This window comes from Rhodanobacter sp. UC4448_H15, assembly GCF_052978265.1.
In genome coordinates, this window is the sequence record NZ_CM129665.1 from 186,811 (window position 1) to 212,164 (window position 25,354).

The 25,354-nt window shown below is 68.9% G+C and carries 22 protein-coding genes; 16 read left to right on the forward strand and 6 right to left on the reverse strand.

Annotation, left to right across the window (positions count from 1 at the left end; genetic code table 11):
• Positions 1-2: 2 nt before the first annotated feature.
• The 6 genes from ubiG to ACVCMI_RS00780 form a co-directional block, all read right to left on the reverse strand.
• Positions 3-713: a bifunctional 2-polyprenyl-6-hydroxyphenol methylase/3-demethylubiquinol 3-O-methyltransferase UbiG gene (gene ubiG, locus ACVCMI_RS00755; protein WP_447097814.1), complete on the reverse strand. Its 711-nt coding sequence runs from the start codon at positions 711-713 to the stop codon at positions 3-5.
• Positions 691-1,839, reverse strand: coding sequence for a sedoheptulose 7-phosphate cyclase (locus ACVCMI_RS00760; RefSeq protein WP_447097813.1), 1,149 nt, complete (start codon positions 1,837-1,839; stop codon positions 691-693). The genes ubiG and ACVCMI_RS00760 overlap by 23 nt, the downstream gene beginning before the upstream one ends.
• Positions 1,836-2,321 (reverse strand): S-ribosylhomocysteine lyase, encoded by a 486-nt coding sequence (locus ACVCMI_RS00765; protein ID WP_447097812.1) that lies wholly within the window; start codon positions 2,319-2,321, stop codon positions 1,836-1,838. The genes ACVCMI_RS00760 and ACVCMI_RS00765 overlap by 4 nt, the downstream gene beginning before the upstream one ends.
• A gap of 3 nt (positions 2,322-2,324) precedes the next feature.
• Positions 2,325-3,563: a sugar phosphate isomerase/epimerase family protein gene (locus ACVCMI_RS00770; protein ID WP_447097811.1), complete on the reverse strand. Its 1,239-nt coding sequence runs from the start codon at positions 3,561-3,563 to the stop codon at positions 2,325-2,327.
• Positions 3,564-3,736: 173 nt separating this feature from the next.
• Positions 3,737-5,026, reverse strand: a complete 1,290-nt coding sequence (locus tag ACVCMI_RS00775) for a cytochrome c (RefSeq protein WP_447097810.1) — start codon at positions 5,024-5,026, stop codon at positions 3,737-3,739.
• Positions 5,023-5,757 carry a c-type cytochrome gene (locus ACVCMI_RS00780; RefSeq protein ID WP_447097809.1) on the reverse strand — a complete coding sequence of 245 codons (735 nt, stop codon included), beginning with the start codon at positions 5,755-5,757 and terminating at the stop codon, positions 5,023-5,025. The genes ACVCMI_RS00775 and ACVCMI_RS00780 overlap by 4 nt, the downstream gene beginning before the upstream one ends.
• Before the next feature lie 384 nt (positions 5,758-6,141).
• On the opposite strand from ACVCMI_RS00780, the gene ACVCMI_RS00785 reads away from it, so the two are divergent.
• The 16 genes from ACVCMI_RS00785 to ilvB all read left to right on the forward strand — a co-directional run bounded on the left by ACVCMI_RS00785 (position 6,142) and on the right by ilvB (position 25,319).
• A complete protein-coding gene (locus ACVCMI_RS00785) occupies positions 6,142-7,293 on the forward strand; it encodes a homoserine dehydrogenase (RefSeq protein ID WP_395120572.1) in 1,152 nt (383 codons plus the stop codon).
• On the forward strand, positions 7,290-8,282 hold the full coding sequence (locus ACVCMI_RS00790; protein WP_447097808.1) for a homoserine kinase: 993 nt from the start codon (positions 7,290-7,292) through the stop codon (positions 8,280-8,282). Before ACVCMI_RS00785 ends, ACVCMI_RS00790 begins: the two co-directional genes overlap by 4 nt.
• A 168-nt stretch (positions 8,283-8,450) precedes the next feature.
• Complete coding sequence (thrC, locus tag ACVCMI_RS00795; protein WP_447097807.1) at positions 8,451-9,779, forward strand: threonine synthase; 1,329 nt, start codon at positions 8,451-8,453, stop codon at positions 9,777-9,779.
• A gap of 42 nt (positions 9,780-9,821) precedes the next feature.
• A complete protein-coding gene (locus ACVCMI_RS00800) occupies positions 9,822-10,346 on the forward strand; it encodes a hypothetical protein (protein WP_447097806.1) in 525 nt (174 codons plus the stop codon).
• A 78-nt stretch (positions 10,347-10,424) separates the two neighbouring features.
• A complete protein-coding gene (locus ACVCMI_RS00805; protein WP_447099511.1) occupies positions 10,425-10,862 on the forward strand; it encodes a hypothetical protein in 438 nt (145 codons plus the stop codon).
• Positions 10,859-13,114 carry a hypothetical protein gene (locus tag ACVCMI_RS00810; protein WP_447097805.1) on the forward strand — a complete coding sequence of 752 codons (2,256 nt, stop codon included), beginning with the start codon at positions 10,859-10,861 and terminating at the stop codon, positions 13,112-13,114. The genes ACVCMI_RS00805 and ACVCMI_RS00810 overlap by 4 nt, the downstream gene beginning before the upstream one ends.
• Positions 13,115-13,125: 11 nt before the next feature.
• Positions 13,126-13,698: a hypothetical protein gene (locus ACVCMI_RS00815; protein WP_447097804.1), complete on the forward strand. Its 573-nt coding sequence runs from the start codon at positions 13,126-13,128 to the stop codon at positions 13,696-13,698.
• Positions 13,699-14,114: 416 nt separating this feature from the next.
• Positions 14,115-15,737, forward strand: coding sequence for a 2-isopropylmalate synthase (locus ACVCMI_RS00820; RefSeq protein WP_447097803.1), 1,623 nt, complete (start codon positions 14,115-14,117; stop codon positions 15,735-15,737).
• Positions 15,734-16,729 (forward strand): branched-chain amino acid transaminase, encoded by a 996-nt coding sequence (locus ACVCMI_RS00825; protein ID WP_447097802.1) that lies wholly within the window; start codon positions 15,734-15,736, stop codon positions 16,727-16,729. Before ACVCMI_RS00820 ends, ACVCMI_RS00825 begins: the two co-directional genes overlap by 4 nt.
• Positions 16,726-18,138: a 3-isopropylmalate dehydratase large subunit gene (leuC, locus tag ACVCMI_RS00830; RefSeq protein ID WP_447097801.1), complete on the forward strand. Its 1,413-nt coding sequence runs from the start codon at positions 16,726-16,728 to the stop codon at positions 18,136-18,138. The genes ACVCMI_RS00825 and leuC overlap by 4 nt, the downstream gene beginning before the upstream one ends.
• Positions 18,139-18,277: 139 nt before the next feature.
• Entirely contained in the window at positions 18,278-18,859 is a 582-nt protein-coding gene (leuD, locus tag ACVCMI_RS00835; protein WP_447097800.1) for a 3-isopropylmalate dehydratase small subunit, read from the forward strand.
• Positions 18,856-19,953, forward strand: coding sequence for a 3-isopropylmalate dehydrogenase (leuB, locus tag ACVCMI_RS00840; protein WP_447097799.1), 1,098 nt, complete (start codon positions 18,856-18,858; stop codon positions 19,951-19,953). Before leuD ends, leuB begins: the two co-directional genes overlap by 4 nt.
• Before the next feature lie 324 nt (positions 19,954-20,277).
• Positions 20,278-21,990: a dihydroxy-acid dehydratase gene (ilvD, locus tag ACVCMI_RS00845; RefSeq protein WP_447097798.1), complete on the forward strand. Its 1,713-nt coding sequence runs from the start codon at positions 20,278-20,280 to the stop codon at positions 21,988-21,990.
• Complete coding sequence (ilvC, locus tag ACVCMI_RS00850) at positions 21,987-22,997, forward strand: ketol-acid reductoisomerase (protein WP_447097797.1); 1,011 nt, start codon at positions 21,987-21,989, stop codon at positions 22,995-22,997. The genes ilvD and ilvC overlap by 4 nt, the downstream gene beginning before the upstream one ends.
• Before the next feature lie 68 nt (positions 22,998-23,065).
• Positions 23,066-23,407, forward strand: coding sequence for a hypothetical protein (locus ACVCMI_RS00855; protein WP_395120596.1), 342 nt, complete (start codon positions 23,066-23,068; stop codon positions 23,405-23,407).
• Between the two features lie 112 nt (positions 23,408-23,519).
• Complete coding sequence (ilvB, locus tag ACVCMI_RS00860; RefSeq protein ID WP_447099510.1) at positions 23,520-25,319, forward strand: biosynthetic-type acetolactate synthase large subunit; 1,800 nt, start codon at positions 23,520-23,522, stop codon at positions 25,317-25,319.
• Positions 25,320-25,354: the final 35 nt, after the last annotated feature.

Here is a 25,354-nt window from a genome sequence, read left to right on the forward strand (position 1 = left end):
GTTCAACCCCGCTTCGTGAAGCTGGCCATGTAGTTGATGTCCTCGCGCCCCGGCGCCACGCGGAAGCTGCGCTTGAGCGGGTGGTACATGAGGCTCGCCACGGCGTTGAACTGCAGCCCCGCCGCACTTGCCCACGTGCGCATCTCGGTCGGGCGGATCAGCTTGCGGTAGCTGTGCGTGCCGCGCGGCAACAGGCCGAGGATGTACTCGCCGGCCACGATGGCGAAGGCGAACGCCTTGAGGTTGCGGTTGATGGTGGAGAAGAAGGCCACGCCGCCCGGCCTGAGCAACTGCGCGCAGGCGGCGATCACGCGCGCGGGCTCGGGCACGTGTTCGAGCATCTCCATGCAGGTCACCGCGTCGAAGCTGCCGGCCTGCTCGCGCGCCAGCGTTTCCACGTCGATCTCGCGGTAGTCGATGTCCAGCGCGCCGCGCTCGGCATGCTGGCGCGCCACGTTGAGCGACAGCGTGGAGAGGTCGATGCCGGTGACCTGCGCGCCGTGTCTGGCCAGCGCCTCGGCGAGGATGCCGCCGCCGCAACCCACGTCCAGCACGCGCGGCGCGGCGCCGCCCAGGCGATCGGTGATGAAGCGCAGGCGCAGGCCGTTGATGGCGTGCAGCTGGCCCATCTTGCCGTGCGGGTCCCACCACAGCTGGGCGATGCGGTTGAAGTGCGCGATCTCCGCGGCATCAACATTCGGCGATTCGGTCATGGGCGGGGCGAGTCCAGCATTGCAGGGTGGCGATGGCGTCGGCGAGTTCGCCGCGGCGGATGTCGTTGGCGAACACGCCCTCGCCCACGGCGACCGGCAGCGGCACGCGCTGGGCGCCGTTGCGGTGTTCGACGCGGTCCAGCAGCGACTGCCACATCAGCGTGGCGTCGAGCAGTTCCAGCGGCGGCGCCAGGCCGAGGCGCTCGACCAGGGCGAGGATGCGCGCGGCGGCGGCATCGGCCAGCAGGCCGCGGCCGTGGGCGATGGCGACGGAGACGAGGATGTCCAGCAGCACCGCCTCGCCGTGCAGCAGGTTGTCCTCGTGCCGCGTTTCCAGGCCGTAGCTGAAGGTGTGGCCGAAATCCACCACGCGCGCCAGCTCGTCCTCGAACAGGTTGGGCGCCAGCTCCTGCAGCATGTCGTCGATGGCGCGGTCGAGGATGGCGCCGCCGTGCTCGCCCTGGAACGCGCCGGCCACGCTGGCGGCGCCGTGGCGTTCCAGTTGCGCGAACAGCGCCGCATCCTTGATCACGGCGAGCTTGATGATCTCGCACACGCCGTTGTGCAGGTGGCGGCGCGGCAGCGTGCGCAGCAAGCTGCGATCCAGCAGCACGCGGCGCGGCGGCTCGAAGCTGCCGAGGCGGTTCTTGCGGCCGTTGAAGTTGATCCCGTTCTTGATCCCCACCGCCGCATCCACGTAGCCCATCAGGGTGGTGGGCACCTTGATGTGCGGCACGCCGCGGCGGTAGCTGGAGGCCACGAAGCCGACCACGTCGGTGAGCACGCCGCCGCCGATGGCGAGGATCGGCTCGTCGCGGCGGTGGATGGGGAACTCGTCCAGCGCGCGCAGCAGGTGCTGCCACGCCTCCATCGTCTTGCCGCCCTCGCCGCCGGGCAGCGCGACGATGCGCGCGGTCACGTCGTGCTGCGCAAAGTAGGCGGCGAGGCGCACGCCGTGGTGACGCAGCACCACCTCGTCCACCACCACGAAGCGGCGGCCGCCGGCGCGACGGCCGTCGGCCAGCAAGGCGTCGCAGGCCGGATCGAACACGTCCGCGACGTTGCACAGCTCGTACTCGACGCGGCGCGTCTCGCTGACCCGCCAACGCGTGACCGCCGCGTTCACGCGACCTCCCGCCACGCCGCGCGCCGCGCCAGCACCTCGCCCGCCACCGCCTGCGCGGCGGCCAGGTCGTGGTGGCGCCAGTGGCCGCATTGCTCGATGCGCGCGTAGGGCACGGCGGTGGCGCCGAGCACGCCGTAGAGCACGGTTTCCAGGGTCCGCTCGATCACCTCGCGGCGACCCTCGTTCAACAGCGTGAGGTAGAAACCGGTCCGGCAGCCCATCACGCCCACGCCGATGAAGTGCCCCGGCAGCAGGCGGCCGAAACCCTCCAGCAGGAAGTGCTCCAGCGAATGCGCCTCGACCGTGCTCAGGCAGGCGTCGGCATTGGGCAGGCGCCAGCGCAGGTCGATGGTGCAGACCACGTCGCCGCCCGCCCCCGCGTGCACGCCGCGCAACTTCACGCTGGGTGCCTTCAACCGGCGGTGGTCCAGCTCGCCGACGGTGTCGGCGGCCCAGCCCCAGGCGTCGAGGTCGATCCGCATCGATCAGCCCTGCGCGATCGCGGCGAGGTGGCGATGGCTGGCCTGCAACGCCTCCTGCCACGCATCCACGTGGTGATAAAGCTCCACCGAACCGAAGCCATGGAAGCCGTGCGCGTTCAGCGCGGCGAAGCTGGCCGCCAGATCCAGCGTGCCCTCGCCGGGGATCTCGTGGAAATGCACGACGCCGGTGCGCGTGTTGGCGACCATGGCGTCCACCAGCGCGGGGCCGCGCGCGCCGCGCAACCAGGCGAGGATCGGGTGGGCGCGCTCCAGCGCGTCGAAGCTGATGCCGGGCACCGAGATCAAGTAGGTGAAGATCTCGTCGTCCAGCGGCGAGGTGCCGGCGTGCAGGCTGCCGTAATCCACCCAGCGTGCCGCTCGCGCGAGACCGGCACGCGCCAGCAGGGCATCGATGCGCCGCTGCCGCGCGGCATCCGGCGCGCGATCGGCGAAGTACAGCGGGTGACTGCCATCCAGCAAGAGGTAGTCGGCACCGTCGGGGAAATACACCAGCGTGCTGGCGTGGTCGAGGTTGACGGCGAGCGCGTCGCTGTCTTCCGCGATCTTCAGGTTCCAGCCCGCGCGCGCATCGGAGATGTGCAGGTAACGCGCCTGCGGCGCGGCCTGCGCCAGCGCGGCGAGGTAGTCCGGCTCGGAGCAGTAGGCATGGCAGAGGTCGATGTGCAGCGCGAAGCGCGGCGAACCGACCGCGGCGATCAGCGCCTGGCCCTGCGCCAGCGTCTCGATCGCCATGCCGGGCTCGGGTTCGATCAGCAGGGTGATGTCGTCGTCGTCGCGGATCTCGCCCAGACACTCGCGGATGGACTCGGCCAGCACGTCGAGCGGGTCCACCTGCGGCTGGCGCACATGCTCTTCGCGCACGAAGCCGCTGCCGCAGGTGACCAGGTTCGTGCCCAGCCGGCGCGCCACGCGAATGCCGCGCTTGACCAGGTCGACGCGCCGCTTGCGCCCGGCCGTGTCCAGCGACATCAGCGAAGGCTCGTGCGGCCGCGAGGGCGTGAAGAAGTGCGAGGCGGTGGCCACGCAGGCCGGCGCGATGCCGGCGCGCGCCAGTCGATGCTTCACTGCACCGAGATCGTCGTCGCCGAGGTCGAACGGATTGAAGTGGTCGCGATGAAAGGCGATCTCCATCCCCGCATAGCCCGCGCGCGCCACCGCGTCGATGGCATCGAGGAAGGGCAAACGGGTGAGTCCGAAGCTGCTGTACGCGAGATCGATCATGCGCCGTGCCGGAGCGTGAGCCCGGTGTGGACAAAGTGGCGCAAGCGTGTCGGCGCAGCCGCGCAGTCGCCTTGATGCAGGTCAACGAATGCGGCAACGGTGCGCCACCGCGACAAAACGCGTCGCCTGGACGGGCCGGCATCGCGCGTCGCGCGATCAAGCCGGCGCGGTGCTCAATCCACCGGCGTATGCCGCGAGCGGCTGACCTCGACGGGCGCCACCGCGCTGGCCTTGTTCGACCACGACTGGCGGACGTAGCTGACCACGGCGGCCACGTCCTCGTCGCTCAGTTGCTGCGCGAACGGCGGCATCGAGTACGGCCGCGGATTGGCCGCGGTGGCCGGCGCGAAGCCACCCAGCAGCACGCTGCGGATCGCATTGATGCTGGTCGGTCCGGTGACCGAGGTGTTGCCGTCCAGCGGCGGATAGATGCCGGCCACGCCCTGGCCGTTGTCGCCGTGGCAATCGGCGCAGTGCTTCGCGTAGAGCTTGCCGCCCTGCTCGTGGCTGGCCGCCTGGGGGAACGCGACCGGTGCGGCCGGCGCGCGCGGCGGCAACGCTTGCAGGTAGGTCGCCACCGCCTGCAGGTCGGCGTCGGTCATGTGCTGGGTGCTCAGCCGCACCACGTCGGCCATCGGTCCGAATGCGCTGCCTTTGGACGACTGGCCGGTCTTCAGCAGGTCGATGACGTCCTGCGCGCTCCAGCCTTCCAGGCCGCCGCCGCTGCGCGTGCTGAGATCGGGCGCATACCAGTCCAGCTGCGGGATCTGCCCGCCGGTGAGGTGCTGGTTCTGCTCGATGCCGCCGAGCGAATCGCGCGGCGCGTGGCATTCGTTGCAATGGCCCAGCCCCTGCACCAGGTAGGCGCCGCGATTCCACTGCGGCGACTGCGCGGGATCGGGTTGGTACACGCCGGGCTTGAAGTACAGCGCGCGCCACGCCACCAGGCTGCTGCGCACGTTGTAGGGAAACTCCAGGCCGGTCGGCTGCGCCGGCTGGTTCACCGGCGGCAGCGATTTCAGGTAGGCGAAGATCGACAGCGCATCGTCGCGCGTGACCCTGGTGAACGAGGTGTAGGAGAACACCGGGTACAGCAGCTGGCCGTGGCGGCCCTTGCCCAGGTGCAGCGCGGCCCAGAAATCGTCGAAGCTCCACTGGCCGATGCCGGTGTCCGCGTCCGGCGTGATGTTCGGCGCCGGCACGTCGCCGAACGGCGTGGCCAGCGAGCGGCCGCCCGCATACGGCTGGCCGCCGCGCGCGGTGTGGCAGGCGGCGCAGTCGCCGACGGTGGCCAGGTACTTGCCGCGCTCGATCCGCGCCGGATCGACCAGCGCGACCGCATCGGCCTCGCGCTGGACCGGCGTGGACGGTGTGCGCTGGTCGCGCGCGAGATACCACCACGCTGCCGCGCCGATCAGCAGCAGGACCACCAGCAAGCCGACGCCGCGTCGCAACCACTTCATGGATTCACCTCGCTGTGGCCCATCACGCACCAGCCCGGCAGCGGCGTCGTCTGCGCCGCGGCGGGCTGCGGGTGCATGTCCGCCGCCGGCGCGTGGCTGGCCAGCCATGCGGACACCGCGGCGATATCCGACTCGCGCATGCGGTTGGCCACCACGCCCATGCAATACGGCCCTTCCGCCGCGCGGGTATGCGTGCGCCACGACACCAGCTGGTTGCTGATGTAGCCGGAGGACAGACCGACCAGGCCCGGCATCATCGACTCGAAGCCGGTGAGCTTGTCGCCGTGGCAGCTTACGCACGAAGGCACGGCGCGGGCGGGATCGCCGTGGAGCACCACCTGTTCGCCGCGGCGCAGGACCTCGGCCGACACGGCGGGCTGCGGCCAGCGGTGGTACGGCAGATCCTGCGCGGCGAAGTATTCCGCGATCTGGCGCAGGTAGGGCTGGCTCAGCTGGCGCACCACGTATTCCATCGGCGCGTGCCGGCGCTGGCCGGACTGGAAGTACTCCAGTTGCTGCAGCAGATAACCCGCCGGCTTGCCGGCCAGGCGCGGCGCCAGCACGCCATCGGGGGAACCTTCGCCGCGCGCGCCGTGGCAACTGGTGCATGCGGCCACGCGCTGTTCCAGGGTGTCGGGAGCGGCTGCGGCCAGCGCGGCCGCGGCACTGCAAAACGCAAGCAGCGCGACCGCCGCGCGAAGCGACGAGCGTCGGTAAGGGGGACGGATCATCCGCCCATGGTAATCCCGGGCGCCGTTTCGCCGGGGACTCGCGACATCCTGCCGCACTGCCACCCGACCCCCGAAGCCGCTGCCGGGCAGGCGAAAAGTTGCAAATGAATCTGTTGACCGCAGCGCAACATTGCCCGTATGGTCGATGCATGTCGCCGATTTCAGCCCCCGACCGCCTGTTTGCCGCCCCGGTTCGCACCGGCGCCGCGACGGTGCGCGCGGGCGCCGTCGCCACGACTACCCGCACGATTACCACCGGTACTACGAGTCCCGGGCGGAGCGTCGTGCGCAGCTGAAGTTTCCACGCAACGGCCCGCCCTCGACGAGGCGGGCCGGCTGATACCGACACGCCAGCGAGCACGGGCCTCCACCGGAGAGGCCACCGTGATCACCTGTGCACCCGAGCAAGCCAAGCATGTTCCGCTGCCGCCGCTGTCCCCGCATGCCACCGGCAGCACGCGGCTGCGCACGCTGGCGGTGGGCGTGATCGGCCCCGGCCGCGTCGGCAGCGCCCTGCTCGCCCAGCTGCGTGCGGCGCAGCCGCGGCTGGCGCGCACGCTCGGCCTGGACCTCAGGCTTTGCGGCGTGGTCGCCCGCAAGCGCATGTGGCTGGATTGCGACGATGCCGAACTCAACGACCGCCACGGCGGCGCGCAGACCTGGCGCCCGAATGATCTGGACGCGTTCGCCGCGCACGTGCGCGGCACCGATGGCCGCCATGCGCTGCTGATCGACTGCAGCGCCAGCGACGAAGTGGCCTCGCACTATCCGCAGTGGCTGGCCGCGGGCATCCACGTGGTGACGCCGAACAAGCTCGCCGGCAGCGGCCCGCTGCCGCGCTGGCAGGCGATCCACACCGCCTGCGCCGGCGGCGCGCGCTTTCGCTGCGAGGCCACCGTCTGCGCCGGCCTGCCGGTGGTGCAGACCCTGCGCGACCTGCTCGACACCGGCGATGAACTGCTCGCGGTGGAAGGCATGTTCTCCGGCACGCTGGCCTGGCTGTGCAACCGCCACGACGGCCGGCAACCGTTCTCCGCACTGGTGCGCGAGGCGCATGCGCTGGGTTATACCGAGCCCGATCCGCGCGACGATCTTTCCGGCCTGGACGTGGCGCGCAAGCTGGTGATCCTGGCGCGCGAGGCTGGCTGGCCGCTGTCGCTGGAAGACGTCGACCTGGAAAGCCTGGTGCCGGCATCGCTCGCCGCACTGGACCGCGAGGAGTTCTTCGCGCGGCTGGGCGAGCTCGATGCGCCGATGGCTGCCGCGCTGGCCCGCTCGCGCGAGGCTGGCGGCGTGCTGCGCCATGTTGCCCACCTCGACCGCCATGGCCACGCCAGCGTGCGACTGCAGGTGCTGCCGGCCAGCCACGCGTTCGCGCACACGCGGCTGACCGACAACGTGGTGCAGTTCAGCACGCGCCGCTACTGCGATAATCCGCTGCTGGTGCAGGGTCCGGGCGCCGGGCCGGAGGTCACCGCGGCCGGCGTGTTCGCCGACCTGCTGCGCATCGCCGAATCGCTGGCGGTGCATGCATGAACACGCCGCTACAGGAACCGCTCATGGCTGCACACGCACGACCGCCGCACCTCGCCCACGCCTTCGCCCCGGCCAGCGTCGGCAACGTCGGCGTCGGCTTCGACCTGCTCGGCCACAGCGTGGCCGGCGCCGGCGACCGCGCCGAGGTGCGCCGCATCGAGGAACCGGTGGTGCGCATCGCCGCCATCCGTGGCTGCGTGGAAGGCCTGCCGCTCGACCCGCGGCACAACACGGCCGGCACCGCGCTGCTGTCGCTGCATCGCGCACTGAAGCTGCCGTTCGGTTTCGAGCTGGTGCTGCACAAGGGCATTGCGCTGGGCTCGGGCATGGGCGGTTCGGCGGCCTCGTGCGTGGCCGCGCTGGTCGCCGCCAACGCCTTGCTGGAACAGCCGCTGTCGCGCGAGGCGCTGTACCCGTTCGCACTCGACGGCGAAGCGGTGGCCAGCGGCAGCCGCCACGGCGACAACCTCGGCTCGATGCTGCTCGGCGGCCTGGTCCTGGCCACCCACGAGCGCCTGGTGCGCATCGCCGTGCCGGCGGCATGGCACTGTGCGCTGGTGCATCCGCACGTGGTGCTGGAGACGCGCCGCGCGCGCGCCGCGCTGGCCGGCCACTACGAGCTGGGCGAGTTCGTGGCGCAGAGTTCGAACCTCGCCCTGGTGCTGACCGGCTGCCAACGCGGCGACGCGACGCTGGTGCGCGAAGGCCTGAAAGACGTGCTGGTGGAACCGCGCCGCGCCCCGCTGATACCGCACTTCGCGCAGGTGAAGCAGGCCGCGCTCGACCACCACGCCCTCGGCGCCAGCATCTCCGGCGCCGGCCCCAGCGTGTTCGGCTGGTACGACAACCGCGCCGATGCCGAGGCGGCCAGCGTGGCGATGCAGGCCGCCTTCGCCGACGCCGGGCTGGACAGCGATGCGTGGGTGTCGCCGATCGAGGGGCCGGCCGCCGAGTTGATGGATTCGCTCGACCAGGACTCGCAACCATGATGATCGTAGGGCGGGCACCGCCCGCCGGCCCCTCTTCGCGCATCGTCGCAATCGCGGCGGGCAATGCCCGCCCTACGCCTGTAGGAGCGCACCCAGTGCGCGAGCTCTTCCTGGCACGCGACAAAGGCATCGCGCACGGGGTGCGCTCCTACAGCAGGGGTGGCGGTCATGCATGAACCTCTGCGTTATCACAGCACGCGCAGCAGCAGCACGGAAACCGTACCGCTCAGCCACGCCATCGCCGCCGGCCTCGCCCCCGACGGCGGCCTGTACGTGCCCGAACAGCTCCCGCGGCTCGATCCCGCCGCCTTCGATCCGCGCGGCACGCTGGCCGACACCGCCACCACCTTGCTGGAGCCGTTCTTCGCCGGCGACGCGCTGGCCGACGCACTACCCGCGATCTGCGCCGAAGCCTTCACCTTCGACGCACCACTTCGTCCGCTGCCCGCCCATCCGCACACGCTGATGCTGGAGCTGTTCCACGGCCCCACCTCCGCCTTCAAGGATTTCGGCGCACGCTTCCTCGCCGCCTGCCTGCGCCGGCTGCCGCGCGCCGATGCGCGACCGCTGACGATCCTCGTCGCCACCTCCGGCGACACCGGCGCCGCGGTAGCCGCGGCGTTCCACCGCCAGCCGAACGTCCGCGTGGTGATCCTCTACCCCGACGGCCGGGTTTCGCCGCGCCAGGCGCACCAGCTCGGCTGCTTCGGCGACAACGTGACCGCGCTGCGCGTGGCCGGCCGCTTCGACGATTGCCAGCGCATGGTCAAGGCCGCACTCAACGACGCGGCACTGCAGGCCGACGTACCGCTGTCCTCCGCCAACAGCATCAGCCTCGGCCGCCTGCTGCCACAGATGAGCTACTACGCCCACGCCGCGCTGCGCTGGTGGCGCGAACACCGCACGCCGCTCAACTTCATCGTCCCCACCGGCAACCTCGGCAACGCCATGGCCTGCCTGTGGGCGCGCGAAATGGGCCTGCCGATCGGCGAAGTGCGCCTGGCCTGCAACGCCAACGCCACCCTGCCCGACTACTTCGCCGGCGCCGACTATCGGCCGCGCGAAGCCGTCGCCACCCTCGCCAACGCGATGGACGTCGGCGCGCCCAGCAACTTCGAGCGGCTGCGCTGGACGTTTCCCGACGAAGCGGAACTCCGCCGTCTGCTGCAAGCCCACAGCGTCGACGATGCCACCATCCGCCAGACCATCACCCGTCACGCACGCGAACATGGCGAAGTGTTCTGCCCGCACACCGCCACCGCCATGCACGAACTCGACTGGTTGCGCAATTCAGGTGATACGTCTGCGTGGGCGATCGTAGCCACAGCGCACCCGGCCAAGTTCGAGAGCGTGGTGGAGCCGTTGATCGGCCATTCCGTCGCGGTTCCCGTCGCGCTGGCCGCCATGCTGGATCGGTCAGCCAGTGCCGAACCCGTCGACGCCGATGACAGATCGCTCAGCGCACGACTGCATCACAATGGAAAATATTCCGATTGACCCTCCTCGATCGTCCGTGTTGTGCTGCGGGGACGGTTAATCATGCTCGACGGCCCGTTGGAATGTCAGCAGCCGGTCATGCTGGAAGTCAAAACGCACAGGGAGTGGCGCATGGGTCTGGAAAAAATGCTGCTGGCGTCCAGGGAAACTGGAGACTACATGCCAGTCTGGGAACAACTGGTCAATACCAAGCTGTTCGTATCGGTTTTCACCAACGAGACCGGACCAGAGATAAGCAATTTTCGATTTGAGATCAGGGAATCCCAACAAGACGAAAACCTGTACATCGTGGTATCCGACAACCTCGACGACCTAGCCCGATCCGGCTGCAGCACCGCCATACGCGAGAACGCATACAAGCTCTTGAACATGATCCGTCCAGAACTCGGCATGATCATTGCCATATCTGGCGGAGAGCACTTCTACATACCTCCGGGCCTGGTCGACTGGATCCGCAAGAGTACCCAAGTCGTGGATGCTCAAGACGGCAATGACGTCACTTCGCTTTCCCCGGTTGGCGCTGCCAAGGTGCTCAGTCATTCATCAGGCAAGAAAAATAAATCGTGATACGACCCGTTACTTTAACGAGGTAGATCAGGCATGGCAGTTGGATTGAACCACGACGCGCAACGCCCGGGAGGAAAAATGTCTTTCGTGAATGAATACATCTCCGCCGAAGATGCCGAAAAATACCAGCTTGAGGAGATTGACAAGCAATTCTTTCCAGGCACTCATGCTCGCGACTGGACGATCGATCGGGTGCGAAACATCTATCTTCGGAATGTGGAGCTAGGTGGTGGTTCCGATCCGGATCTACGTAACCAGTACAAATGGACCCTGTATTGGCACGGTGACCTGTTGCTCCTGGGAACGGAGCTTCTGGATCACGGTGGTGAAATTGGCCAACCCGGCTGGTCGCATTGGAAGTTGACTTCGCTGGACTTGCCCGAACAGTTGCGTCCACACAAGGAGGATATTCTTGCTGATCTGAACGAAGCCCTCCTAGCTTATAAAGGATCAGGCATATATTCCACAAACACAGAATATGAAATCACTGTCGATATCGGGGGAGACGTCATATGACGAGTCCCTTGACATCCCAACAGGCCATAGATCTGCTGCGGAGTCAACCAGAGAGGTACGCCACACCAGAGCAGTTGCGTGCTCTGGCGGCGCAGGTGGATGCGGATGCTTCAGGAAAGGTAACCGTGTTGTATAGCGGTCGTGTGTCTGAGGGCGTTTATTCAAATGACGTAGTCAAGGGCATGATTGCCGCCGGCGAGGACGTGCGGGTTATCAACAACAGTCAAGCTGCCAAATTTCTCGAATCCCGTGATTTCAATGCAGCCGTTTCTAAAGCCTATGGGATTGACCTAGCTGATTTGACAAGCGGCAAGTACCACGGTCCCGCAACAGACTGGCTCTACAACGCAAAAGAAGGCCCCTGGGCGGATGCCTCCGGTCGCTTCGTCGACGCCACCCATGGGGAGGTGCGCGCCATTGTCAGCGATGCAAAACTGGATCGGGTGTTCGTCGCGGTGGAACTACCTCGCGCCATCGCCAACCCCAATATCACCATGATCGAAGGCATCCCGCGTGAAGAGCTTGTCGCACGCCAAACCAGCCAGGGCACGCAGGCGGCTTTCGAGATTATTTCGGCGCGCGCTTACAACAACGTTGGCACCTTGAATGTGACAGTGAACTACGCGGGCACACCGCTGCGCGAGAACGGCATAGTGCAGGTGGATAGCCGCACCTATTTCGCCGGCACCTCGATCCAGGGCAAAACACCCTCCTTCACTGCTGTCACGCGACCCTTGGCCGATCGCATGCCACCACCGAACGTCTACGTGCAGGCCGGCAACACCCGTCTGCGCTTGGAGTCGGTGCCGCTCGCTGCCGAAGCGACGCGTGGTCTCCATCCGGGCGTTAGTGCGGGCATGGGTATCGCCGGCGTCGGTGCGCTAGTGGGCGACGCCTACACTACTGCTAAGCAATACCAGGCGCTCAGCGCGCAAGGCAACCAGTTCGGCGCGGATGCGCTGCTTCGACGCTACGAAGGGCGCACGGTGGGCGGCTTGCTCGGTGGCATCGGCGCCGGTGTCGCTTATGGCTTTGTGGCGGGTTCGGAAACCGGCCCCGGCGCCTTCATCACCGGCGCTGTCGGTGGCGTGGTGGGTGCGTTCGCGGGCGACAAGATCGCCACCATGGTGACCGAGCACAAGGTCAATCATCAGACGGGTACCGATGGGGTCACCTACGTGTACGAGGACGGACGGTGGCAGAACACGCACTACCAGCTCGATCCGGCCGTTGCGTCGGTACCGAATCCATACGGTGCGGCGTCGATGCGCGCCGTGGTGACGCCGGCGCCAGCGGCGCAGCTCGCCCAGCTCGACTACCAGCGCATGACCGCAATCATCTCGCTGGCACTCGCCAATCCAGCCACACAGGACACCAGGCACATCGAACTGGATGGCACCAAGTGGCACGCCACAGCCGACGGTTGGGCGCAGCAGGTGCAGATCCCCGGCGTGCCCAATACTTACGGGATCCCGTCCTATATCACGGTGGACCGGCCTGCCAATGCCCGGACAACCGAAGCGCTGAATCAGCTCGCCGCCAATCGGCGGTTCAACAACGAGCACTATGCCGAGGACGTCGCCAAGGCATACGTGATGGACTACTACGGCAAGGGCTGGAGCGCGAACGGTCCCTTGCCGGAGGTCGTCACCGAAGCCCTCGGGCTGGCCAGCGAGGAGCACATCACCGATCCGCGGACCGGGAAGGTCTGGAACGCCGACGGCCACGGCCATTTCAGCCGGGAAGAAACGCGGCTGATCGGCAGGGTAGTGATCCACGAGACGCACGGGGCGAGCGGCGAGGAACGGACGCGGCTTGGCCAGCTGGAGCAGCTCGCGGTGCACTCCAACGCCGATTACGGCCAGCAGCTGATTGCGCAGAAGTACGAGAAGTGGCTGGCCGCGCAATTGCACGTGCGCGCGTCGGCGGAAAGCTACGCGGCAGTCGGAGCAGATCATCAGACCCCGCTCGAATCTTCGCCGGCATCGCATGATGCGGTGGTGACCGCGCCACTTGCTGTTGCGGGCGTGGCGCCGATCACGCCCGCAAGCTCCGATCACGCCATGTTCGATGCCCTGGTCGCGGCCGCGCGCAGCCTGGATATCGAAGCCATGCGCTCGATCGGCCAGAACTACCTGCAATCGGAGCGCGGGCAGGCCTGGCTGGCGCAGGGACAACAACTCAACCAGCAATTGGCGCTGCAGGCGGGACGGGAGGCACAGGCGCAACAAGCTGCGGTGATGCAACGATGAGGAAGGAACCCATGAACCCGGACATCGACGGCCCGAACAATACGCAGACAGACGACCTGCGCGCGCTGGCGCTGCAACTGGCGGCATTCACCGGCGTGCTGGAGCAGCGCGGCCAGCAGGTGATGCAGGAGGTCCAGGACGCCGCGCAACGCCTCGACCGCACGGCGCACGGCGTGGCCGACTCCTCCGAGCGGCTCGCCGCCGGCATCATCGAACACATCCGGCAAGCCGCGGCCACCACGGTGGCCAGCGGGCTGCGTCAGCCACTGGAAGAGGCCGGGCGCACCATGCAGGACGGCACCCAGCGCATCCGGCACGCCATCCGCGAACTGGAACAGCGCACCAACCGGCTCGGCCGGGCGCTGTCGGCCCATGCATGGAAGACCTTCGTGGCCAGCGCCGTGGCCTCGCTGGCGGTGATCGGCGTGGCGATCTACATGGGCGTGCAGGCGCACCGGGAGAACGTGCGCGCCGAGTGGGTCGACCAGATCAACGCCGCGATCGCCAACGGCAGGCTGGCGCGTTGCGCCGACGGCGGATTGTGCGCGCGTGCCGGCAGCAAATGGGTGCGGCTGGATCCCTAGCGCAGCGCGAAATCGTGCCGCCGGTGGCCGGTCCCGGCGAGGTCGATAGTTTCATCTGTATCCATTTGGCCACCTAGCCGTCCAAATTGCGCCGCGGCGGCTTAGAAGATTTCGTCATGAAGATTTTTGTTGACAGGCTCGCCGGCATCGCTTACGGTCGGTTTCATGTCGCAACGCAGCAGCCACTGCCGCACCGCCGAAATGAACCGTCTCGCGACGGTTGACGGCCTGCTGCAGGCTCGCGGCACGCTCATTATTACCCTCGTACTCGTACTCCTTATTACCAACGGAGGTGCGGGCTGAGGGCATGTGTCCAGGTAGCTAGAAAAACCTGAAAACACCCAAAGAACCCCGCACCCGGTAACGGATGCGGGGTTTTTTTGTGCCTTCGGCGACGCCCACACAGCGGAGCCATGATGAAAAACCCCGACCAGCACAACGCACCCGCCGGCGACGACGACGTGGCCGCCGACCGCGTGCGCATCTTCGACACCACCTTGCGCGACGGCGAGCAGACGCCCGGTTTCTCGATGGACCGGCGCGCCAAGCTGCGCATGGCGCAGATGCTCGAATCGCTCGGCGTGGACGTGCTCGAGGCGGGTTTTCCGCAGGCCTCGCCGGATGATTTCGCCGCGGTGGCGCAGATCGCCGAGTCGCTGAAATCCACCACCGTGTGCGCGCTGGCGCGCTGCCAGTCCGGCGACGTCGACAGCGCCGCCCGCGCGCTGGAGCGGGCACAGCGTTCGCGCATCCACGTGTTCATCTCCACCAGCGCGCTGCATCGCGAGCACAAGCTGGGCATGAGCAAGGCGCAGGTGCTGGATGCCGCGGTTGCCGCGGTGGAACAGGCGCGCGAACGCTGCCACGAAGTGGAGTTCTCCGCCGAGGACGCGATGCGCACCGAGCCGGAGTTCCTCGCCGAGATATTCGCCGCCGCCGTTGCAGCCGGCGCCAGCACGCTCAATGCACCGGACACGGTCGGCTACATGACGCCGGCCGAGATCGCCGAACGTTTCGCCTGGCTGCGTGCCCACGTCGCCGGCGCCGAACGCGTGGTGTTCTCCAGCCATTGCCACAACGACCTCGGCATGGCGGTGGCCAACAGCCTGGCCGCGGTGGAGGCCGGCGCGCGCCAGGTGGAATGCACCGTCAACGGCATCGGCGAGCGCGCCGGCAACGCCGCGCTGGAGGAGATCGTGATGGCGTTGAAGGTGCGCGGCGCGTACTTCGGCGCGGATACCCGCATCGATACGCGCAAGCTGCATCCCGCCTCGCGCCTGCTGTCGCAACTCACCGGCCAGCAGGTGCAGCGCAACAAGGCAATCGTCGGCGCGAACGCCTTCGCGCACGAGTCGGGCATCCACCAGCACGGCATGCTCAAGCATCGCGGCACCTACGAAATCATGCGCCCGCAGGACGTGGGCCTGGCCGAGACCAAGCTGGTGCTGGGCAAGCACTCCGGTCGCGCCGCGCTGCGCCAGCGGTTGCAGGCGCTGGGCCACGCGCCGGAAGAAGCAGCGCTGGACGCGATCTTCGCGCGCTTCAAGACGCTGGCCGACAAGAAGCGCGAGGTGCACGACGAGGATCTGGAAGCGCTGGCGCTGGGCCAGGACCCCGACGCGCTGGGTCCGTGGCGGCTGCTGCGTCTGGACACCAGCACGCACCTGGGTGCCGGCGCCTCGGCGGCGGTGAAACTGCGCCACGACGATGGCCGTGAAGCCGCCGAAGCGGCGATCGGCGACGGCCCGGTCGACGCGGTGCTGCGCGCCATCGAACGCGCCACCGACAGCGACCTGCGGCTGACGGATTTCCAGGTGCGCGCGGTCAGCGAGGGCGGCGATGCCCAGGGCCAGGCTCGGCTGGTCGCCCGCCATGCCGGCCGCGACTGGAACGGCGACGGCGTCAGCACCGACATCGTCGAAGCCACCGCGCAGGCCGCGCTGGCCATCGTCAATCGCATCGAACGACACGCGCCGGTCACGCCAGCGACCGCATCCCCAACCCCACGCAACACCAAAGCCCTGGGAGCCACCGCATGAGTACGCCCTTCGTCTGGCACAACGGCCGGATCAAGCCGTGGGCCGATGCCAACGTCCATGTCAGCACGCACGCACTGCACTACGGCTCGTCGGTGTTCGAGGGCGAGCGCGTGTACGCCACGCCGCGCGGGCCAGCCTATTTTCGCCTGGCCGAGCACACCCGCCGGCTGTTCGAGTCGGCGCGCGTCTACGAGATCGAGGTGGGCTACAGCGAAGACGAGATCAACGACGCGTGCCTGGAACTGATCCGCGCCAACGCGATTCCGTCGGCCTACGTGCGGCCGATCGTGTTCCGCGGCGCCGGCGGGTTGGGTGTGCTGGCAAGGGATGGCGCGCCGGTGGAGGTGGCGATCATCGCGCTGAACTGGGGCGCGTACCTGGGCGAGGCGGCCGAGCGCGGCGCCGATGTCTGCGTGTCGTCGTGGAACCGTCCCGCGCCGAACACCCTGCCGAGCTGGGCCAAGGCCGGCGGCAATTACCTGTCGAGCCAGCTGATCGGGCTGGAGGCACGCCGCAACGGCTACGACGAGGGCATCGCTCTGGGCCACAACGGCCTGCTCAGCGAAGGCGCCGGCGAGAATCTGTTCCTGGTGAAGCGCGGCAAGCTGCTCACCCCGCCGTCCAGCGCCGGCATCCTGGCCGGCATCACGCGCGACGCGGTACTCACCCTGGCTGCCGATCTCGGCATCTCGGTCGAAGAGCGCGAGCTGCCGCGCGAGGCGCTGTACTCCGCCGACGAAGTGTTCATGACCGGCACCGCCGCCGAGATCACCCCGGTGCGCTCGGTCGACCGCAAGGCCATCGGCGCGGGCGCGCCGGGGCCGATCACGAAGGCGTTGCAGCAGGCGTTCTTCGGCCTGTTCGACGGCCGCACCGAGGATCGCTACGGCTGGTTGAGTGTGGTCAATGCAGTCGTCCCTGATTGTGGCTCAGCACCAGCTGGTGATCGCGCTCAGGGACGAGCGCACGAAGTGACGGAGGTCGCGGCATGACCTCACGGACCCTCTTCGAGAAAGTCTGGGACGCCCACGTCGTCGTCGCCGAAACCGCCGACACGCCGGCGGTGATCTACGTCGACCTGCACCTGGTGCACGAGGTGACCTCGCCGCAGGCGTTCAGCGAACTGCGCGAGCGCGGGCTGAAACTGCGCCGGCCCGACCGCATGCTGGCCACGCTGGATCATTCCACGCCGACCCTGCCGACGAATGCCGACGGCAGCCGCCCGTATGCGAACGCCGAGGCGCAGGCACAGGTCGCGCAGCTGGAAGCGAACTGCCGCGAGTTCGGCGTCGAACTGCACGGCTGGGACAGCGCCGACCGCGGCATCGTGCACGTGATCGGCCCCGAGCTGGGCGCGACCCAGCCCGGCATGACCATTGTCTGCGGCGACAGCCACACCTCCACCCACGGCGCGTTCGGCGCGCTGGCGTTCGGCATCGGCACCACCGAGGTCGGCCACGTGATGGCCACGCAGTGCCTGCTGCAGCGCAGGCCGAAGACCATGGCAATCCACGTGGACGGCCAGTTGCCGCCGGGCGTGGGCGCGAAGGATTTGATCCTGCACATCATCGGCACGATCGGTGTCGATGGCGGCACCGGTTACGTGCTGGAGTATCGCGGCGCGGCGATCGAGGCGCTGTCGATGGACGAGCGCATGACCGTCTGCAACATGTCGATCGAGGCCGGCGCGCGCGCCGGGCTGATCGCGCCGGACGAGACCACGTTCGCCTGGCTGAAGGATCGCCCGCGCGTGCCGCAGGGCGCGGCGTGGGACGCGGCGGTGACGAGGTGGCGCGCATTGCGCAGCGACGACGGCGCGCGATACGACCGCGAGGTGCGCATCGACGCCGGCGCGGTGAAACCCACCGTCACCTACGGCACCCATCCGGGCATGGCGATCGCGATGGACGCGCCGGTACCGGCGGCGAACAATGCGCAGGAACGCCGCGCGCTCGACTACATGCAAAGCACGCCCGGCCAGCCGATGCAGGGCACGCCGGTCGACGTCGTGTTCGTCGGCAGCTGCACCAACTCGCGCCTGTCCGACCTGCGCGAAGCGGCGCGCGTGCTGCATGGCCGACGCATCGCGCAAGGTGTACGCATGCTGGTGGTGCCCGGTTCCGAGGCGGTGCGCCGCGACGCCGAGCGCGAAGGCCTGCACCACGTGTTCACCGCCGCCGGCGCCGAGTGGCGCGTGCCCGGCTGCTCGATGTGCATCGCGATGAACGGCGACCTGGCGCAGCCGGGCCAGCTGGTGGTGAGCACCTCCAACCGCAACTTCGAAGGCCGCCAGGGCAAGGGCGCACGCACCGTGCTGGCCAGCCCGGCCACCGCCGCCGCATCGGCGATCGCCGGGCGCATCGCCGATCCGCGCGAGTACCTGGTGGAAGTGGCGGCATGAGAGGCAGGAGCGAGGGTAGAGGAGTGAGGAGTGAGAGAGAGCACGAGCCGCATACCGGCGATTTCTCTTTGCACGCACCCGCTCTCCGCCCTTCTCTCACTTCTCACTCCTCTCCACTCACTTTTCAAACGAGCCAGCCATGAATCCCATCACCCGCCTCCACTCCCGCACCGCCGTGCTGGCCGACGAGAACATCGACACCGACCGCATCATCCCGGCACGCTTCCTCACCACCACCACGCGCGAGGGGCTGGGCCAGCTGTGCTTCCACGACTGGCGCTACCAGGCCGACGGCAGCGACAACCCGGCGTTCCCGCTGAACCGGCCGGAAGCGCGCGGCTGCTCGATCCTCGTCGCCGGGCGCAACTTCGGCTGCGGCTCCTCGCGCGAGCACGCGCCGTGGGCGCTGCTGGATTACGGCATCCAGGCGGTGCTGTGCAGCGAGATCGCGGACATCTTCCGCGGCAACGCGCTGAAGAACGGCCTGCTGGCGATCGTCATCGACGAACTGGAACACCGCTGGCTGCTCAAGCACCCCGGCATCGAGCTGGCGATCGACGTGCGCGAGCAGTACATCGCGCTGCCCGACGGCGGCCGCATCCCGTTCCGTCTGGAACCGTTCGCGCGGCACTGCCTGCTCAACGGCGTCGACCAGCTCGGCTACCTGCTGCAGCAGGGTGAGGCCATCCATCGGTACGAACAACAGGAGCAAGCGGCATGAAGGCACGCATCGTCACTCTGCCCGGCGATGGCGTCGGCCCCGAGGTCACCGCCGCCGCGGTGGCCGTATTGAAGACCGTGGCCGCGCGCCATGAGCACGTGTTCGCGTTCGATGAACAGCTGATCGGCGGCATCGCGATCGATGCCACCGGCGAACCGCTGCCGGCCGCTTCGCTGGCGGCGTGCCGGTCCGCCGATGCGGTGCTGCTGGGTGCCGTCGGCGGTCCGAAGTGGTCCGATCCGAACGCACCGGTGCGGCCCGAACAGGGCCTGCTGGCGCTGCGCGCCGCGCTCGGCGTGTACGCCAACCTGCGCCCGCTGCAGGTGCATCCGGCGCTGGCCAACCTGTCGCCGCTGAAGAACGACAAGCTGAAGCACGTCGACGTGCTGTTCGTGCGCGAGCTCACCGGCGGCGCCTATTTCGGCGCGAAGACGCGCAGCGCCGACGCCGCCACCGACGAGTGCAGGTACACCGTAGCCGAGATCGAGCGCGTGGTGCGCCGCGCGTTCGAGCTGGCGCGCGGGCGCCGCCGCCATGTCACCTCGGTCGACAAGGCGAACGTGCTGGAAACCTCGCGGCTGTGGCGCAGCACGGTGCAGCGCATCGCCGCCGACTACCCCGACGTGAAGCTCGAACACCAGCTGGTCGACTCGATGGCGATGCTGCTGCTGACCCAGCCGAACCGCTACGACGTGGTGGTCACCGAGAACCTGTTCGGCGACATCCTCACCGACGAGGCCGCCGCGCTGGCCGGCTCGCTCGGCCTGCTGCCGTCGGCGTCGCTGGGCGACGGTCGCCGTGGACTGTACGAACCGATCCACGGTTCGGCGCCGGACATCGCCGGACAAGGCGTGGCCAATCCGGTCGGCGCGATCCTTTCCGCCGCGCTGCTGCTGCGCCATTCGCTGGGCCTGGAAGCCGAAGCGGCGGCGATCGAATCGGCGGTCGAGCAGGTGCTGCGCCACGGCCCGCACAGTCGCGACATCGGCGGCAGCGCCGGCACCGACGAGGTGCGCGATGCAGTGATCGCCGCGATCGACGAGCACGCCGGCAGCGCCGCCGTGTTCTTTGCCGGAGCACGCGCATGCGGCTGATCCGGCCAGCTTTCCCCGGCGGGCACACGGACGTGCCCGCATTTTCTGCCGCCCCCTGCGCGCATGCGACATGGATGGCTCCTGCACGCCGCGATGGCGCCGACTCCCTCGCCATTCCGTCGACCTCCCTCGCGCGCAGGGGGCGCTTTTCCATTCGCTGCCAATCGACTTCATGGCGAGCACCCACCCCTCATCCGCCCCTTCGGGGCCCCTTCATTCGGGCCATCCCTGGCCCTCACCCTGCGGGCGGCTGGCGCCGTGCAAATCGGCCTTCCTGCCGATTTGTCTCCCCGTCAAGGGAGTTAGTCCTTCGGAGCTTTCTTCATGCGCAGTGACCTGATCAAGAGCGGCCCCGATCGCGCGCCCGCCCGTGCCATGTTGCGCGCCACCGGCCTGGACGACGCCGCGCTGAAGAAGCCGCTGGTGGCGGTGGTGCACACCTGGTCGGACGTCTCGCCGTGCAACCTCAACCTGCGCGATCTCGCGCAGGCAGCGATGGAAGGCGTGCGCGCTGCCGGCGGCACGCCGGTGGAGTTCAACACCATCGCAGTCACCGACGGCATCGCCATGGGCACGCCGGGCATGCGCTATTCGCTGGTCAGCCGCGAGGTCATCACCGACTCGATCGAGGCGGCGGTGGAAGGCCACCTGTGCGACGCCATGGTGGTGCTGTGCGGCTGCGACAAGACCATCCCCGCTGCCGCGATGGCAATGGCGCGGCTGGACATCCCGGCCGTCGCGCTCTATGGCGGCACCATCGCGCATGGCCTGCACAAGAACCGGCCGATCACCATCCAGCAGGTGTTCGAGGCGGTGGGCGCGCACGGCGCAGGCAAGATCGACGACGCGGAACTGCACGCGGTGGAATGCGACGCCTGCGGCGGCGCCGGCGCCTGCGGCGGCCAGTTCACCGCCAACACCATGGCGATGGTGCTGACCACGCTGGGGCTGTCGCCGATGGGACTGAACGACATCCCCGCCACCCACCCGGACAAGCTCGCCGCCGCGCGCCGCTGCGGCGAGCTGGTGATGGACTGCCTGCGCGAGAGCCGCACGCCGCGTGCCCTGATCAGCCGCACCGCGATGCACAACGCCGCGCGCATGGTCGCGGCCACCGCCGGCTCCACCAACGCGGTGCTGCACCTGCTCGCGATCGCCCGCGAGGCCGGCGTGGACTGGTCGCTGGAGGATTTCCAGCCGGCCACCGAGGCCACCCCGGTGATCGCCGACCTGCTGCCCTCCGGCCGCTACACCGCGGTGGAGATGTTCGACGCCGGCGGCGCCGCGCGCGTGGCGCAGGAGCTGATCGAAGCCGGCATGCTGATCGACGCGCCCACCGTCACCGGCCGCAGCCTGTTCGCGGAGGCCGCCGCCGCGCCACGCTTCGCCGACCAACCGGTGATCGCGCCCGTGAGTGCGCCGCTGAAACCGCACGGCGGCTACTCCATCCTGTACGGCAACCTCGCGCCGGACGGCTGCATCCTGAAGATCCCCGGCAAGCACGGCCCCGGCCACGGCGGCACCCGCTTCGAGGGCAGCGCACGCGTGTTCGAGAGCGAGGAGGCTGCCTTCGCCGCCGTGCAGGAAGGCCGCATCGCGAAGGGCGACGTGGTGGTGATCCGCAACGAAGGCCCCGCCGGCGGACCTGGCATGCGCGAGATGCTGGGCGTCACCGCCGCGCTGATCGGCCGCGGTCTCGGCGACGACGTGGCGCTGATCACCGACGGCCGCTTCTCCGGCGCCACCCACGGCTTCATGGTCGGCCACATGGCGCCGGAGGCGGCACGCGGCGGGCCGATCGCGCTGCTGGCCGACGGCGACCGCATCCGCATCGACGCGCTCGCCCGCGAAATTTCCACCGACGCCGACCTCGCCGCGCGCCGTGCGCGGTGGCAGCCACCGGCACCGAAAGTCAGCCGCGGCGTGCTCGCCAAGTTCGCCCTGCTGGTGGGCTCTGCCTCCGATGGCGCCACCACGCAACCCGCCTCACCCGCACCGCACACCACCATCGCATCCAACCAGGGAGTCACCGCATGAGCAGCCCCAACACCCTCGCCTCATCCCGCATCGCCGTGCTCGGCTACGGCAGCCAGGGCCGCGCGCACGCGCTGAACCTGCGCGATTCCGGCCTCGACGTGGTGGTCGGCCTGCGCCCGAACGGCCCGACCTGGCACAAGGCCAAGGCCGACGGCTTCAAGGTGGCCGAGCCGGCCGAAGCCGTGAAGGGCGCCGACCTGGTCGCCGTGCTCACGCCCGACATGGTGCAGCCCGCGCTGTACAAGGAAGCGATCGAGCCGAACCTCAAGCCCGGCGCCGCGCTCTTGTTCGCGCACGGTTTCAACGTGCATTTCGGGCAGATCGTGCCGCGCGCCGACGTCGACGTGATCCTGGTCGCACCCAAGGGCCCCGGCGCGCTGGTGCGCAGCGAGTACGAGCGCGGCCGCGGCGTGCCGTGCATCTGGGCGGTGCACCAGGACGTCAGCGGCCAGGCCGAGGCGAAGACCCGGGGCTACGCCGACGGCATCGGCGGCGGCCGCGCGATGCTCATCAAGACCGACTTCAAGGAAGAGACCGAGACCGACCTGTTCGGCGAGCAGGCGGTGCTCTGCGGCGGCGCCAGCGAGCTGGTGACCAAGGGTTTCGAGACCCTGGTGGAAGCCGGCTACCAGCCGGAGATCGCCTATTACGAGGTGATGCACGAGCTGAAGCTGATCGTCGACCTGTTCTACGAGGGCGGCCTGGCCAAGATGCTGCAGTTCGTCTCCGAGACCGCGCAGTACGGCGACTACGTCAGCGGCCCGCGGGTGGTCGACGCCGGCGTGAAGGCGCGCATGAAGGAAGTGCTCGCCGACATCCAGGACGGCACCTTCGCGCGCAACTGGACGGCCGAATACGCCGCCGGCCTGCCGAACTACAACCGGCTCAAGCAGGCCGACCTCGCGCATCCGATCGAGCAGGTCGGCGCGAAGCTGCGGGCACAGATGCCGTGGCTGCAGCCAAGCGCACCGAAGACCGTCGTCGAGCCGCTGAAGAAAGCCGGTTGAATCCCCGCGGGTCGGCCGGCGCTTCGCCGGCGACCCGAATGACTTGTCCCGACATCACGAGGTTTGCCATGAAACGCTTCCACATCGCCCTGGCCGTTGCCGACCTGGACGCCTCCGTCGCCGATTACAGCGCCCGCCTGGGCCAGCCGCCGCACGCGCTGGTGCCCGGCAGCTACGCCCTGTGGCGTACCGACCAGCTCAACTTCTCGATCAGCCGCGAACCCGCGCACGCCGGACAGTTGCGCCACGTGGGTTTCGAGGACGACGACGCGCGCGGCTTCACCTGCGAGGCCGACGTCAACGGCATCGCGTGGGAGAACTTCTCCGCCGTGGCGCAGGAGCTGCGGATCATCTCGACCTACGGCGTGCCCGTGCACCAGGGCGCCGCGGAAGAACTGATCCGCAACTGAGCCGCACCTCTTCGACCCGCCGGCCCGACCGGCATCGCCAGGAGTCATCGTGACCACCTCTTCCCCACCCGCCAGCGCGGCCGTCGCCGTCGCCCATCCCTCACCCGTCGCGGTGCCGGCCAGCGGCGCCGAGGCGATCGTGCAGGTGCTCGCCGACGAGGGCGTGGAGGTGATCTTCGGCTACTCCGGCGGCGCGATCCTGCCGGTGTACGACGCGGTGTTCCGCCACAACGCCTTGCACCCCCGCGAAGACGGCGGCGAGTCGATGCCGCTGGTGGTGCCGGCCAACGAGCAGGGCGCCGGGTTCATGGCGGCCGGCTACGCGCGCGCCTCGGGCAAGGTCGGCGTGGCCATCGTCACCTCCGGCCCGGGTGCGACCAACATGGTCACGCCGGTGCGCGACTCGATGGCCGACTCGATTCCGCTGGTGGTGATCTGCGGCCAGGTCGGCACCGCCTCGATCGGCAGCGACGCGTTCCAGGAGGCGCCGGTCAGCAACATCATGGGCGCCTGCGCCAAGCACGTGTTCCTGGTCACCGATGCGGCGCAGCTGGAGGCGACCGTGCGCACCGCGTTCACCCTGGCGCGCAGCGGCCGCCCCGGCCCGGTGGTGGTGGACGTGCCCAAGGACGTGCAGAACGCCGCGATCGACTGGCACGGCAGCGGCGAACTGCTGCTCGGCGGCTATCGCTCGCGGCTGCGCACGGTGGAGCAGGCCAGCCTCTCCGACACGGACTGCGCGGCGTTCTTTGCCGCGCTGGCTCAGGCGCGGCGACCGCTGATCTACGCCGGCGGCGGCGTGATCGCGGCGGAGGCCAGCACGGCGCTGCGCGACTTCGTCGACGCCTTCGGGCTGCCGGTCACCACCACCTTGATGGGCCTGGGCGCGTTCGACACCGCCGACCCGCGCGCGCTGCACATGCTCGGCATGCACGGCACCGCCTATGCGAACTACGCGGTGGAAGACTGCGACTTCGTGCTGGCGTTGGGCGCGCGCTTCGACGATCGCGTGGCCGGCGTGCCGGACAGGTTCGCGCCGGGCGCGAAGTTCATCGCGCAGATCGACATCGACCCGGCCGAGATCGGCAAGGTCAAGCGCGTGGACTGGCACCACGTCGGCCCGCTCACGCGCGCGCTGGAACGGCTCACCGCGTACGGCCGCGCGCACGCCATCGCGCCGCAGCTCTCCGCGTGGCATGCGCACGTGGCCGGGCTCAAGCGCACGCACGCCATGGACTACGACCGCGCCAGCGCGCTGATCCAGCCATATGCGGTGATCGAGGCGCTCAACCGCCACACGCAGGGCCGCGCGATCATCAGCACCGGCGTCGGCCAGCACCAGATGTGGGCGGCGCAGTACTTCGATTTCCGCGCGCCACGGCATTGGCTCACCTCCGGCTCGATGGGCACGATGGGCTTCGGCCTGCCCGCGGCGATCGGCGCGCAGTTCGCGCACCCGGGCAAGCTCGTGATCGACATCGACGGCGACGCCAGCATCCGCATGAACATCGGCGAGCTGGAAACCGTCACCACCTACGGCCTGCCGCTGAAGGTCGTGGTGCTCAACAACAGCGGCGACGGCATGGTGCGGCAGTGGCAGCGGCTGTATTTCAAGGGTCGCTTTGCCGGCTCCGACAAGAGCCTGCACAAGAAGGATTTCGTGCTCGCCGCGCAGGCCGACGGATTCGCTTGGGCGCGACGACTCGACCAGCCGGCTGCGCTGGAGGCGACCGTCGCCGATTTCCTCGCCTTCGCCGGCCCGGCCTTCCTCGAAGTGGTGATCGACCCGGACGCCGGCGTGTACCCGATGGTCGGCCCCGGCGCCAGCTACGCGCAGATGATTACCGGCGATTTCATCGCCTCGCGCAAGGCGGCAGCCGTGGACGAAGGCGCGACGTCGCACATGTTCTGAGCTTTTGATTTTCCCTTCTCCCTCCGGAGACCGCA